The following is a 12,815-nucleotide window of genomic DNA, read 5'->3' as shown; positions in this document are numbered from 1 at the left end:
TCGGCCTCTCACCTGCGCGCCGAATAGACCACGCCTCCGCTGGTTTCCACGACCAGGCGGCCGTTCTCGTTCCTGATTTCCTCGATGCGGCCGAGGCTCGGGACCTGCTGGCCGAGTACGGCCTCGACGACACCGTTTGGCCCCTGAAGAATCGCGATACCTTCATAGGCCTGGCGCACTGACCAACCCTTGACCGTCTTTCGTGGTACCGAGCTGCGGTCGACCGGCGATACCGACCCGGTGGTTTCGGGCACGGTGATCGAGGCCATCATCGGCATCGCCGGTGGCGGCGAAAGCGGCTGAGCCGCGACGGGAGGCGGCGGCTGGACCTGGGCCTGAGCCAGCCTGTCGAGCTTCGCCGTCGACGACGAGCTCACCCGCTCGATGCGATCGAGATTTTCGGCAAACCGGCCGAAGCGATCACTTGTTGCCTTGCTCGACTGATCGACTGCCGTGCGCAGACCATCGAGATTTTCGGAGACCCCAGACAATTGCTTGCGCAGCTGCGCGACCGTGTCGCGCAGATTCCTGATCTCCGCATTCGCCGCGACATTGGTCTGGCTCGGCTGCGTGGCGAGATAGGCGATAACGCCGGTGCAGGCGCAGACGACCAGGATGGCGGCAACCGCCAACGTCGCGAGCGGCGCGACCCAGGTCGGACGCGGCGGCGGCGGCTTGGCCACGATCACGGCCGGCTTGATCACCGTCGGCACGGGCTTCGGTATCGCCATCTTGTCCAGACGCGCCTTGGCGCGAATGCGCTTCAGTCCCTCCAGCGCTTCTTTAGCTGCAACTTCGTCGCTCGACGCCGATGCGGGCTTCGCGCCCGTTGCAGGCCTGGCCGCGCGCGCATTCGTGTTGAGCTTCGTGTCGCGCACTTCCGGAGCGGGCTTCGCCGTAGCGGACATATCCGCAGCTTCGGCGGGACGCGCTTTTCCATCGGACGACATTTGAAAATGCTCCGTTCGTTTCGATCTTCGAGCGAAGCTAGTTGGTGAAGCTTGCCTGAAACGTGCGCATCGAAAACTCTTCGCCGCGAATGATCGCGGGCGAGTCAGACGCATCGAGCGTGAGGCAAAAGTGCGACTCGAAAGACACACCCTCGCCAAGATTTCGCCAAGTTGGAGTCGCGTCGCTGCACATGAGTCGAATTGTCGCACGAAGCTGCGCGGCCAGGAGAGTCAATCCGGGGTTGAAAACCCCTCACTGCGACGATCCGACAGCACTACCAAAAATAGCTGTATTTGTACGGGCATATGGAACTTTATAACCGTCACGGTGCAAAACTAGTTTGGATTTGAAATCAACTGATGCGGAACGACACACAAAGAAACAACCGGAAACGAATCAACAGCATCAAGCACACGTAGCAAACGCTTTGTTTCGCACGCTTGATCGGAAATCGGCAATTGTTACGGTCTACATCAAGTGATTCTCGCCCGTTGGCGAGGAGATCGACTGAGTTCAGTAGTGTTCGGACGCGATATGCAACGTGACGCCACTGTACCAGGTCGCTTTCTCAATCCGCCCCGCAAGGTGATCCGTAAGACACCCGCCGGGCTTCACACAGTAAGCGTTCAGTATCGAGTCGAAGTAGCAGGCCTGCTCACGCAGGCACTGAATGCGTAGGGCTGCCCGCGAATATCGAAACCATAACAACGGTTCGCGGGAGGGAAATATCGTCAAACAGCATGGCTGCCGAGCCGGGGCATCACAATAAACCTCCCGGCCGCGGCAAGTGCGAAACAGGGGCGACTGACTGATGTATATTATCGTTGATGATCGCGAGAGCGTCACGAACAGCTACGTAGGAGGGCTCGTTCGCGAGGGCGTGTCGTCGATCGGCTTCTCCTCCGGAGAATTCTGGGACTGGCTGCATTCCGCGAACGAATCGGACCTCGCAGCCGTCGATGCCTTCCTTCTGGGGGAGTGCGATGCCCGCGGAAGCTTGCCACGGGCGATGCGCAAGCGGTCCGCGGCTCCGATCATCGCGATGAGCGGCCAGAAGATGCTCAAGAACACGCTGGAGCTGTTCGAATCGGGCGTCGACGACGTCGTGCACGTTCCGATTCACCTGCGTGAGATCCTCGCTCGAACGGCCGCGATCGCACGCCGCCGGGTGGGCGAGTTGCCGAGGCCCTGCGAGACCAGGATCCAGGTCTTCTTCAATGGACGTGATCCCGAGATCGCAGGCCACGCCCTGACCTTGCCGCGCCGCGAGCTCCGCATCCTCGAGTATATGGTCAGCAACCACGGCAAGTGGATTACCAAGACGCAGATCTTCAACGCGGTCTACGGCATCTTCGAGTCAACTTTCGACGAGAGCGTGATCGAGAGCCACGTCAGCAAGCTGCGCAAGAAGCTCCGTGACCGCCTCGGTTTCGACGCCATCGTGGCACGGCGCTATGTCGGGTACCGGCTCAATATCCCCGCCAACGAGACCATCGACGAGCCGATGCAGGACCTCGATGAGGTCGGCATCCTGCTGAACCGGGCCCATGCCGCCCAAGCGGCGTACCCGGCCGGCAACTGACGCGCCAGAGCGCAAGGCTCGCAAACGACGACCGGCCTCTGCGGGAGATTCCGCAGAGGCCGGTTTGCTATTGGGAGCAGAAATGTCGTTGCGCAGGCGCGGCTTCGCGGCCCGTCGCGTTACGGCTTCTGCTGGAATTCTTCCTTGGAGACGTAGTTGAAATCCTCGACCAGCACGTCCTGGACGACATCGGCCTGCATCCGCTCGTTGACGCGCTGCTTGATCGCAGTGGTGAGGATGGAAAGGTCGTAGCGGGCGAGCTTCCTGAAATCGAGGCGCTCATCCGCATAGATCCTGCGAAAGGCCTCATCCACGACGAACGGCTCCGGTGGAACGGTGAGCTGGTGCATGATCTTCGCCTCTACTGTGTAGACGAAGCGCGCGACGATGTAGCCCTGCACGGCGCCGCCCTCGACCATAGGCACGCTCAGCGCCCGCGTCTTCTGGTACTGCAGCCCGTCGAGATATTCGTCCTTGGCGGGCAGCAGGCTGCCGTTTTCCTTCCAATAGGCCACGCCGTAGCTCGTGCCCGCGGTGAGGATGCAAACCCAGAGCCCGGCCAGCACCAGCTTGATCATTTTGTATCTCGCGCTGCACGACCGGTATAGGTGCCGTCCGACTCGGCATCCTTGATCGCCTTGACGATAATGGCCGCGACCTCGCGCACCGCGTCGTAGTGCATCTCGAGGAGAGAGCGATTTCGCTCCAGCTTCTCGCGCAGCCGGCGGATTTCCTCGGTGATCTCGGTTTCACCGCCGAGATGCATCCGAGCCCGCATCAGGCGGACGAATTCGAGCATGCTTCGGCTTTTCCGGGCGCTGAAGTCATCGAAATCGACCTTCTGCCCTGTCGTGAGCGCAGTGGTCTCTTCCACGACGATGGTTTCGAGCCGCCGAATCGCGGCCAGCAGGCCGCGGATCTCCTCGGACCGCGTCGCCTCCGCCCCTGCCGCTTCAGCATCGTCGGGTGTCACGTCGCTGCCACTAGGCAGGAGGGCGGGCAGCAGAACCCCGCCCGGCGCAACCTCGACCTCGATGTCCACGACCGGCTGCTCCATCACCGGGGCCGTCGCACATTGTTCTACCTGCATAGCAAATTCACCCCTCAACTTTCGTCATCTATGTCTGGATTCATCATCCGGCCTTGCCCGTCGCATCCGGGCGCGCCGGATGCGCGGCCGCGAGCTGCTTGGCAATTCCGATCCCCTTGCCCTTCGCAAGCTGGGCGCCAAGCTGCTCGGCCAGCATCGATTTCCAGATGCCGCCGGCTGTGCCCTTGCCAAATACTTCCTCCGACTCCTTCGGTAGCATCGTTTCGACGAAGGTCTGGAGGATGAAGGCTTCGAACTTGCGATAGACCTCGTCGGGGCCGGGCTTCTTGATCACCTGCACCGGTGGCCCGTTCACCAGGCCCGATTGCGCCTCGGCGACGCTTGCGGTCGATTGATCTGCCGCCTTGCTGGCCGCGTCCATCGTGGCGGCAAAATCGGTATTCGACGATTTCAGCGCATCGAGTTTCGCCGTTGCCGCGCGTTGCGCCACAGGATCGGCCGCGTCGAGGACGTCGAGAACGAGGTCGGATGTCGGTGTCACGATCATGTCTCGTTCCGGCTGGCTGGCCGCCGCGTCAAATCGCGCACGGCGGCGTATGTCCCCGTCATGTCCTCGAGCGACCGCTTCTCGGCGTCGCGCACCTTGTGGGCGAGCGCCACCTTGGCGACCTCCTCGAGCTGCTTTACGCGGCGCGTCTCCGAGCGGACCTTGTCGAGTTGCATCGAAGCCCGCTCCTGCACGGCGCTTGCGCCGACGCTCGTCCTGTTGAGGCGCCGGGCGATCGAGGCGCTCGACGATCCCGCCGGCGCCTTGCCTTCGTTCAGAGTTCCCACCAGCCACGCCTGCTCATCCTGCATGGCCTGCTGCTGCTGCCGCAATTGCGCGAGCTGCCATTCAGACAGCCGCAGCTGGAGCTTCACCAGCGAGACGATGCGACTGAGCTTGTCCGCGCGCGATTCCATAGCCGATCACCCCGCCAGCCAGGACGACAAGCCGAGCATGAACTGCGTCAGCAATTCATCGCTGGTGAGGTAGAGCAGCAGGAATCCGCCGAACAGGACGAACGGCACCGAGACGAAATAGACCGGAATCGCCGGCGTCAACTTGTTGATGAGACCGATCGAGAAATTGACGACGATGGAGTAGACGATGAAGGGGCTGGTGATCCGGAGTGTCAGCACGAACGCGTCCGTCAGTCGGTTCACGAGCTGGTTCAGTGCCATCTCGCCGCTCAACTTCTCTCCGGGGTGCCAAACGTCGTAGGAGTTCATCAACCCGCGCAGGACCTGCCAGTGCTGGTCGGTCAGGAAGAACAGCGTGGTGACGGCGGCCATCATCAGCGGCACCACGGGGGGCGCCGGATCGGTGTCCCCGACCGGCGTGCCCGGGATGCTGCTCAGGCCGATCGCGCTCGTCATCACGGCGAGCATGGTCTGGAGCGCGAGGAAGAACACACGCCCGCCAAGGCCGATGACGCTGCCGACCAGCAACTCGGTGCCGATCAGCAGCGCCAGCGTCGGTGGCGAGGCGTCATCCACGAGCGGCTTCAGGATCGAAAGCAGGATCGGCGTCAGCGCGAACGTCGTGACCAGCGCGACGAACAGGCGGATCTGCGGCGGGACGTTCACGCTGGAATAGCCCGGCACCAACATCAGGCAGGCACCGATACGGCAGAATACGATGAACGTGGCGAGCACGCTGTCGGCGAGGCCGCTGATCACGAAATGGCTCCGAGCGCCTGGATCTCGGCGCTGCGGGCGACCTCGACATGCGAGAGGACCGGCAATGTCGGGAACACACGCTCGAGAATCATGCGGACAAAGGGGCGCGCTTCCGGGGTCACCGCCAGCACCACGCTGGTGCCGTCTTCGGTGAATTTCCGGATCGCGGCGCTCGCTTCGGTGGCGAACTGCTCGATCAGCCGCGGATCGGCATCGAACTCGACGACATCACCCTTGCCGTCGCGCTTCAGGCTCTGGTGGAAGGCGAGATCCCAACGGTTGCCGAGACGAAGGACATTGAGCACGCCGTTGTCGGAGAGGTCGCCGCAGATCTGCTGGGCCAGGCGCATCCGCACATGCTCGGCAACCTGCTCGGAGCGCCGCACGTGGGGCGCAATCTCGGCAATCGCTTCAAGGATCAGATGAAGGTTCCGGATCGACACCCGCTCGCCCAGCAGGATCTTCAGGATCGCCAGCAGACCGGAATAGGAGATCTGCGATGGGCAGAGGTCGTCGACCAGACGCTTGTACTCGGGCTCGAGCCGATCAAGCAGTCCGCGCATGTCCTTGTAGGACAGAAGCTGGGAGAGATTCGCCCTGAGCACTTCGCTTAGATGCGTAAGCAGCACCGACAGATTGTCGACCGGCTTGCAGCCCTGCCGCTTGACCTCTTCGGTGAAGGCTTCCGTCACCCACAGCGCCTTCATGCCGAACGCGGGTTCGATCACCTCGTCACCGGGCACGTCGGGCTTGCCGTCCTTGTCCACCAGCACCAGCACCTCGCCGATCCTGAGCTCGCCGTGGGCGACACGGGTGTCGTGGATGCGGATCTGGTAGCCCTTGGGATCGATCGATAGATTGTCCGACAGTTTGATCTCGGGAATGACGAAACCGTACTGCTTGGCGAATTTCTTGCGGATCTTGCTGACGCGGTGGGCCAGCTCGTTGCGCGAACCGAGCAGATGAACCGACAGATGGCTGCCGAGCGACAGCTCTATCTCGGCGGTCTTGAGCGATTCCTTGACGGATTCCTTGACTTCGTTCTGCGCGCGCTCTTCGGCCTTGCGCGCGTCTTCCTTCTGCTTCGCAGCCGCCTGCCGCTTCGGCAGCGAGTAACCGACGAAGGCCATGACGCTGCCAAGGAGCACGAAGGGCGGCATCGGCAGCCCCGGCATCAACGCGAGCACGAACATCATCAAGGAAGCCGCTGACACGGCGCGCGGATACCCGCCGAGCTGCCGCAGCACCGCCTGCTCGGCCGAGCCCCTGGTGCCGCCCTTGGACACCAGAAGTCCCGCCGACAGCGACACGATCAGCGCCGGCATCTGCGACACCAGGCCGTCGCCGACCGAGAGCTTGGTGTAGACGTCGGCGGCGCGCGACAAAGTCAGCCCATGATGGGTGACGCCGATGATGATGCCGCCGAAAATGTTGATCGCAGTGATGATCAAGCCGGCGATGGCATCGCCACGGACGAACTTCGAGGCACCGTCCATCGCACCGAAGAATGCGCTCTCTTCCTCGAGCTCGCGGCGCCGGCGCTGAGCCTCCTTGTCGTCGATCAGACCCGCAGACAGATCAGCGTCGATCGCCATCTGCTTGCCGGGGATGGCATCCAGGGTGAAGCGGGCGCCGACTTCCGCGATGCGGGTCGCACCCTTGGTGATCACGACGAAATTCACCGTGACCAAGATCGCGAAGATGATCAGACCGATGACGAAGTCGCCGCCCATGACGAATTTCGAGAAACCGGCGACGACGTGGCCTGCGGCCTGCTCGCCCTCCCCGCCTCGGGACAGGATCAGGCGGGTGGTCGCGATGTTCAGCGCCAGACGCAGGATCGTCGCGATCAGGAGCACGGTGGGAAAGGCCGAGAAGTCGAGCGGCCGCTGGATCCACAGCGCAACCATGAGAATAAGCGCGGACAGCGCGATCGAGAAGGCAAGGCCGAGGTCGATCAGAACAGGAGGAATCGGCAGGAACAGGATCGTGAGCATGGTCACGATGCCGCCCGCGAAGAAGGCGTCCGCGCCGAAGCGTCGCGGGTTCGGCAGGCTAGCAGCTAACGTATCGGCCATGGGTCACCGGAAGCAGGGTCCGCCCCGCAATCTGCCCCGCAAAGCTTACGCGAAGGTGGTGGCCGGGCCCTCCACGGATCAGAACCCGTGCTCAATCCGCGAATAGACCATTTCGGTAAAAGTGGAGAGATGCGCACCGATGAAGGAGCCGGAGATGGCCACGACAACGAGAATGACGATGATCTTCGGAACGAAGGTCAGCGTCGCCTCCTGGATCTGGGTCAGGGCCTGGATCAGTGCGATCAGGATGCCGACCAGCATCGCCGCGCCGACTGCGGGTCCGCAGGCGACGAGGATGGTCCAGATCGCCGCCTGGACGATGTCGAGCGCGTCCCGCTCGTTCATCGCTAGCCGCTGATCGTGAGGCCAGGGCCGACCGCAACCTTGGTGCCGTCCTGGAGGGTCGCGACGGAGCCGTTGCTGTTGATCGAGATCGAGGCGACCTTGCCGGTGAAGGCCGCTCCGGTCGAGTCGGTGAAGCTGACGGTCTTCCCGATCAGCCCGTCCGCCTGCGACAAGGACTGGGAGGACAGCAGCGAATCCAGCTTGGTATTGGTTTGCATCGCCTGCTCGACCGTCGAGAGCTGGGCGAACTGGCTCATATATTGCGAGGTATCCGTCGGATTGGTCGGATCCTGGTTCTTCATCTCGGCGATGAGGAGCTGAAGGAAGGTGTTATAGTCGACGCCGTTGCTCGACGAGGTCAAGCCGGTGGATGACGTTGAGCCGGTCGAATTCGTGCTCGTGGTATCGGTCGCGCTGGTGACGTTCATGTGGCTCTCCGCTGTCAGGCCGCCTTGAATGGGGATTCCGTGGTGGCGCCGGCAAGGATCGCCTGCTCCAGCGGAAACAGCGCTCGGATCCGCTTCAGCGCCTCGAAGTAACGGGTGCCGCCGACCATCTCGTCGATCGCCGCGAGACCGTCCAGCATCTCGCGGTTCTCGCAAACCGCGAGAAGTGCCGCGTGGTGCTGCGCATAGAGCGAGGCCGCGGCGGCGATGTCAGTCGGGTTCATCAGCATGAGCTGGACGATGAAATAGAGCTGGCGCATCGCCGTGGTGGCGTCGGAGGCCTGCATCACCTGCCCTTCGAGCAGGAACATCACGTCGTTGACGAGCTCGAGCGAGACCTTGCGATCCACGCGCAGCACCGCACCGTTGATGTAGATTCGTTCACCGGCCCGCAGGGAAATCTTCATTAAAGCGCGTCTCGGATCAGGCGGTTGATTTCGACGAGCTGCATCACGTCGTTCGATCGTTCTTCACGCAGACGATCGGCTTCCTTGACCACCCACAGGCCGATGGAGATGATATCGGCACGCAGTTGCTCGGGCAGCCCGTTCTCCGGGTGGGCGAGATCCTCGATGAAGATGGTCCATAGCCTCCGGACGTAGAGCAGGCTCTGAACCTGGTCCTCGATGCTGAAGCGCTGCTCCTTCTGGAGCCGCTCCAACCGGTCGATGCCGAGGCTGAGCGCCTGGCGCTCGCGCCCTCGCGCCTCGTACCCGCTGTCTTCAACGACCGTCTCGTAGGCTTCAAACGTCATGCGGACCAACTCTGCGCAGGATATTGCAGGAAACTGAATTGAGAGCGACCGTCGCCGGAGCTCAGAGATAGTTGATCAGGCTGATCTTCTGGAGCTGCGATGTCAGCGCGAGCGCGGTCTGGATCTGGGTCTGCAAGGCATTGACCCGCGTCGAGGCTTCCGCCGGATCGACCTTCTCCATGCCGACGATCTGATTGCTCAGAATATCCTTCTGCGTCTTGAGCTTGTCGGTCGCGGTGGTGATCCGCTGCTGGACCGTGCCGACGCTGCCGCCGAGCGCAGCAAGGTCGGTGATGGCGCTGCCGACGAGGCCGATGGCCTTGTCGACGACCACCTGGAAGGTCGATTGATTCAGGTTCGCGTTCCCGAGATCGGCCATCATGGTGTAGGCCTCGGCGAGCTTGCGGAAGCCGATCTGGTTGGCGCTGACGGACGTATCGGCGATCTCGGTGGTCGAGATGCGGCTTTGCATGACCTGGTCGGTGGCCGTCGACCAGTTGGTGTTCCAGGCCGGGCTCGTGAATTCGGCGTCGAAGCTGGTGTTGAGAAACGTCTGCATTTGGGCCGGGGTAATGCTGCTCACGCTGGCCGAGGATTGCGAGAAGCCGAACGCCGCGAGGAAGTCGCTGTCGACCTGGTTCTTGCTGGCCGAGCCGGCGGTGTAAGCCGTGATCGGCTGGGTCTGTGTGTTGATGCCCGAGAACAGATACGAGCCGTTGTAGGAGATGTTCAGCGCACCGATCAGATCCTGGAGGTTGGAGGACGCAGGCGGCAGGATGATCCGCCCACCGCCGTCGGTGCTGCGGGCTGCGATCAGATCCTTGAGGAAATCCGTCGCGGTCGTGCTGAGTTGGGTGATGCGGTCCTGGGTCACATCCAGACGTCCCGCGACCAGCCCGTTGGTGTCGACCAGCTGGTCGGCGAAGTTCAGGTCCGCCCGCAGGGTGACGTCGCCGCCCGTCGTGGCCCCGAGTTCGAGGCCGACATCGGCGAAGCGGCCGGTGGTTGCTTCCGTCGAGGCCTTGCTCAGCGCAGCCTGGTTGTTCGTGATCGAATACCTCAATGACGAAGACAACATCAGGGTGGAAATGTAGTTTGCGCTCATCATGACTTAATTCCCCACGGCGGCCAGCAGGCTCTGCATCATCTGATCGACGGTCGAAATGATCTTCGACGACGCCGAATAGGTCCGCTCGACCTGGAGCATCAACGACATCTCGTCGTCCATGTTGACGCCGCTGACGTTCGACAGCGCCGTCGTGCTGCGGTTGAGCAGTGTGTTCTGATACTGGGAGTTGTCGTTGGCTGTCTTGCGCTGGTTTTCGATCCAGCTCGTCGATGACGATGCGTAGTCGATCAAGCTGCCATTTGGCTTGCCTTGCGTCGTGGCATCGAACGGCTGCGAGGCATCCATGTTGCCGATGAGCTGCTGAAGCCGTGTCGAATAGCCTCCGTTGCCCGCTGTATTGTATTTGTAGGCGACGTTGCCGCTGATCGCACCGTCGCGCAGCAGATTGGGGTTGCCACCCTGCGCCGGGTCGACCGATGCCGCAACCGAGATCGTGGCGGCGAGACCCACCGAGACGGTGGCGCTCGCCGGCATCGCCGGCGCGCCGGGATAGGTGAAGAGGCCGGGAACGTCGGGCAGCGACGCGCCCGATTGATCGCTCTCCTTGAAGGCATTGATCAGGCCGCGGGCGATTTCGTCGAGCTGACTCTGATAGGTGACCGTGTCGTTGTCGCGCAACTGGGCGAGACCGGCCAGCTTGCCGGACTTGATCGGCATCACGGAATTGGCGCCGGTCACGGGCACGCCGTCGATGAAGACCGCATTGCCCGTGAAGTTGGCCGAATAGGAGGTGGTCGGGGCGAAGCTGACGGTGCGCGCGGTCTTGTCGAACAGCACCACGCCGCTGTCGGTGTAGAGCGCGGCATCGCCGTTGGTGCGGATCGACATCGTGACGCCGACCTCCTGCGACAGCTTCGAGACGATGTTGTCGCGCTGGTCGAGATAATCGGTCACGTCGTCGCCGGAGATCGTTCCCTTCACGATCGCCGTGTTGACGGTCTGGAACTGGGAGAGCAACTGGTTGATGTTCTGGACCGATATGTTCATGTCGGCATCCGCGCCTTCGCGGACCGACTGCACGGTCTGGCTCGCCTGGTTGAGCGCGGTCGCCATGTCCTTGGCGGAGGTAACGGCCGCCTGCGCCAGCGTGGTGTTGTCAGGCGCGTTGGCGTATTGCTGCAACGCCTGCTTCAGCGCATTGAGTTGGGCGGTCGGCGACTGGTCGAGTTGCGGATCATCCACCGTGGCGGACGCGATCTTCTGGAGACCGTCATAGATCGCGCTCTGCGTGGCCGCCGCGGAGGTTGCGGTCAGGACGTTGCTGTACAGGCCCGACGAGGCCGCGCGCTGGATCGCCGCCACATAGACGCCGGCGCCGGGAAGATTGTCCAGCACGGTGATCTTGCGCGAATAGCCGGTCGTGCTGGCGCCGGCAATGTTGCGCGAGATGGTCGACGACTGGATGCCCGACGCCATAAGCGAAGAGCGGGCGGAGTCGAGGGCTGATGTAAGGGACATGGCGTGCTCTTGAACGTTCTCTTGCCCACAAACGGCGCTGAGGGACTCAGCGCTTCAGGTTGACGACGACGTCGAGCAGATCGGCGCCGGTCTGGAACGATTTCGAGTTCGCGGTGAAGCCGCGCTGCGCCTCGATCATCGAGGTCAATTCGTTGGCGAGATCGACGTTGGAATCCTCCAGCGCGCCCGACTGGATGGTTCCGAGACCGCCCTGGCCGGCGAGGCCGACCTGCACGTTTCCGGAGTCAAGGTTCGGCGAATAGACGTTGCCGACTTCGGGCGTCAGATGGTCCGGGCTCGGTACGGTGGCGAGCGCGACCTGGAAGCTCGGCAACTGGGTGCCGTTCTTGAGCACCGCGGTGACCACACCCTTGGAGTCGATGCTGACCTTGTCGACGGCGGACGGCGCATTGCCGTCGACTGTCGCCTTGAAGTCGAAGCTGGAGGCGACCTGGGTCATGGCCGAGAGATCGATCGTGAAGGGGTAGGTCGAACCGCCGGCACTGGGGACGTTGAACGAGAGCGACTTCGTGCTCGCTGCGGCCAGTGCACCCTTGCCGGCCGCAGTCGTGTCAAAGGTGAACGTGGTACTGGGGCCGGTCGGCGCGAGCAGCGACCCTCCCTGATAGACCTGGATATCCCAGGTGTCCGTTGCAGTCTGGGCCATATAAACGTCAAGCGTCACGGCATTGCCGATATTGTCGTAAGTCACCATTGACGTCTTGGACGTATAATTGGCTGGGCCTGCCGGAGCCGTAAGGTTGGTGGCGCTCGGCGCCAGGTTGGCGGCAACCGTCGCCTTGGTCGAGGCCGAAGCTTGGAGCGCCATCTGATTGACGTTGATGACCTGGAGATTGCCGAAACCGTTGGCTGCAACGTTGGGCGCGGCGCCGTTCTGGATGTTGTAGCCCATCAACTGGAAGCCGGCGGTGTTGACGAGATTGCCCGTGCTGTCAGGCACGAACGAGCCGGCACGGGTAAGGAAGTTGTTGCCGTTGGCGTCCCGCACGACGAAGAAGCCGTTGCCCTGGACCGCGAGGTCCGTCGCCGAGGTCGTGAACTGGAGATTGCCGCGATCGGTGATGGCGTAACGGACCGTGGTCTCGACCGCGCCGGAGTCGTAATTGCCGGAACCGCTCTTCAGGATCAGCGAAGAGAATTCCGTCGAAGCCCGCTTGTAGCCAACCGTGTTGACGTTCGCGATGTTGTCCGAGACCGTCGACAGCTTGTTGGACTGCGCGTTCATTCCGGAAACGCCGGTGCGCATAACACCATACAGGCTCATGTAGTGGGCTCCTT

At 62.5% G+C, this 12,815-nt stretch carries 15 protein-coding genes; 1 reads left to right on the top strand and 14 read right to left on the bottom strand.

The window, feature by feature from the left end:
* Nucleotides 1–8 precede the first annotated feature (8 nt).
* Complete coding sequence (locus XH88_RS15160) at nucleotides 9–950, bottom strand: hypothetical protein (RefSeq protein WP_271669109.1); 942 nt, start codon at nucleotides 948–950, stop codon at nucleotides 9–11.
* A gap of 812 nt (nucleotides 951–1,762) precedes the next feature.
* Between XH88_RS15160 and XH88_RS15155 the strand changes: the two genes are divergently transcribed.
* A complete protein-coding gene (locus XH88_RS15155; RefSeq protein WP_271669108.1) occupies nucleotides 1,763–2,533 on the top strand; it encodes a response regulator transcription factor in 771 nt (256 codons plus the stop codon).
* 119 nt (nucleotides 2,534–2,652) lie between these two features.
* Here XH88_RS15155 and XH88_RS15150 read toward each other — a convergent pair whose 3' ends face one another.
* The 13 genes from XH88_RS15150 to XH88_RS15090 all read right to left on the bottom strand — a co-directional run bounded on the left by XH88_RS15150 (nucleotide 2,653) and on the right by XH88_RS15090 (nucleotide 12,801).
* A complete protein-coding gene (locus tag XH88_RS15150; RefSeq protein ID WP_271669107.1) occupies nucleotides 2,653–3,111 on the bottom strand; it encodes a hypothetical protein in 459 nt (152 codons plus the stop codon).
* Entirely contained in the window at nucleotides 3,108–3,623 is a 516-nt protein-coding gene (locus XH88_RS15145; protein WP_271669106.1) for a flagellar biosynthesis protein FlgN, read from the bottom strand. The genes XH88_RS15150 and XH88_RS15145 overlap by 4 nt, the downstream gene beginning before the upstream one ends.
* 43 nt (nucleotides 3,624–3,666) lie before the next feature.
* Nucleotides 3,667–4,131, bottom strand: a complete 465-nt coding sequence (locus tag XH88_RS15140; RefSeq protein WP_271669105.1) for a rod-binding protein — start codon at nucleotides 4,129–4,131, stop codon at nucleotides 3,667–3,669.
* Entirely contained in the window at nucleotides 4,128–4,547 is a 420-nt protein-coding gene (locus XH88_RS15135; RefSeq protein WP_271669104.1) for a hypothetical protein, read from the bottom strand. The genes XH88_RS15140 and XH88_RS15135 overlap by 4 nt, the downstream gene beginning before the upstream one ends.
* Before the next feature lie 6 nt (nucleotides 4,548–4,553).
* Complete coding sequence (fliR, locus tag XH88_RS15130; protein ID WP_271669103.1) at nucleotides 4,554–5,306, bottom strand: flagellar biosynthesis protein FliR; 753 nt, start codon at nucleotides 5,304–5,306, stop codon at nucleotides 4,554–4,556.
* Nucleotides 5,303–7,384, bottom strand: coding sequence for a flagellar biosynthesis protein FlhA (flhA, locus tag XH88_RS15125; protein WP_271669102.1), 2,082 nt, complete (start codon nucleotides 7,382–7,384; stop codon nucleotides 5,303–5,305). The genes fliR and flhA overlap by 4 nt, the downstream gene beginning before the upstream one ends.
* Before the next feature lie 78 nt (nucleotides 7,385–7,462).
* On the bottom strand, nucleotides 7,463–7,729 hold the full coding sequence (gene fliQ / locus XH88_RS15120; RefSeq protein ID WP_128964483.1) for a flagellar biosynthesis protein FliQ: 267 nt from the start codon (nucleotides 7,727–7,729) through the stop codon (nucleotides 7,463–7,465).
* A 2-nt stretch (nucleotides 7,730–7,731) separates the two neighbouring features.
* On the bottom strand, nucleotides 7,732–8,157 hold the full coding sequence (gene flgD / locus XH88_RS15115) for a flagellar hook assembly protein FlgD (RefSeq protein WP_271669101.1): 426 nt from the start codon (nucleotides 8,155–8,157) through the stop codon (nucleotides 7,732–7,734).
* Nucleotides 8,158–8,171: 14 nt separating this feature from the next.
* The gene (flbT, locus tag XH88_RS15110) at nucleotides 8,172–8,582 is read right to left on the bottom strand and encodes a flagellar biosynthesis repressor FlbT (RefSeq protein ID WP_271669100.1); all 411 of its coding nucleotides are present in this window, start codon (nucleotides 8,580–8,582) and stop codon (nucleotides 8,172–8,174) included.
* Complete coding sequence (gene flaF, locus XH88_RS15105) at nucleotides 8,582–8,929, bottom strand: flagellar biosynthesis regulator FlaF (RefSeq protein WP_237862721.1); 348 nt, start codon at nucleotides 8,927–8,929, stop codon at nucleotides 8,582–8,584. The genes flbT and flaF overlap by 1 nt, the downstream gene beginning before the upstream one ends.
* A 61-nt stretch (nucleotides 8,930–8,990) precedes the next feature.
* Nucleotides 8,991–10,037, bottom strand: a complete 1,047-nt coding sequence (locus XH88_RS15100) for a flagellar hook-associated family protein (protein ID WP_271669099.1) — start codon at nucleotides 10,035–10,037, stop codon at nucleotides 8,991–8,993.
* Between the two features lie 3 nt (nucleotides 10,038–10,040).
* On the bottom strand, nucleotides 10,041–11,516 hold the full coding sequence (flgK, locus tag XH88_RS15095; protein ID WP_271669098.1) for a flagellar hook-associated protein FlgK: 1,476 nt from the start codon (nucleotides 11,514–11,516) through the stop codon (nucleotides 10,041–10,043).
* 46 nt (nucleotides 11,517–11,562) lie between these two features.
* On the bottom strand, nucleotides 11,563–12,801 hold the full coding sequence (locus XH88_RS15090; RefSeq protein ID WP_271669097.1) for a flagellar hook protein FlgE: 1,239 nt from the start codon (nucleotides 12,799–12,801) through the stop codon (nucleotides 11,563–11,565).
* Nucleotides 12,802–12,815 lie beyond the last annotated feature (14 nt).

It is taken from the genome of Bradyrhizobium sp. CCBAU 51627, from assembly GCF_028128765.1.
Lineage (GTDB): Bacteria > Pseudomonadota > Alphaproteobacteria > Rhizobiales > Xanthobacteraceae > Bradyrhizobium.
The sequence above is the reverse complement of the archived record's forward strand: the minus strand, read 5'-3'. Positions and strand labels throughout refer to the sequence as shown.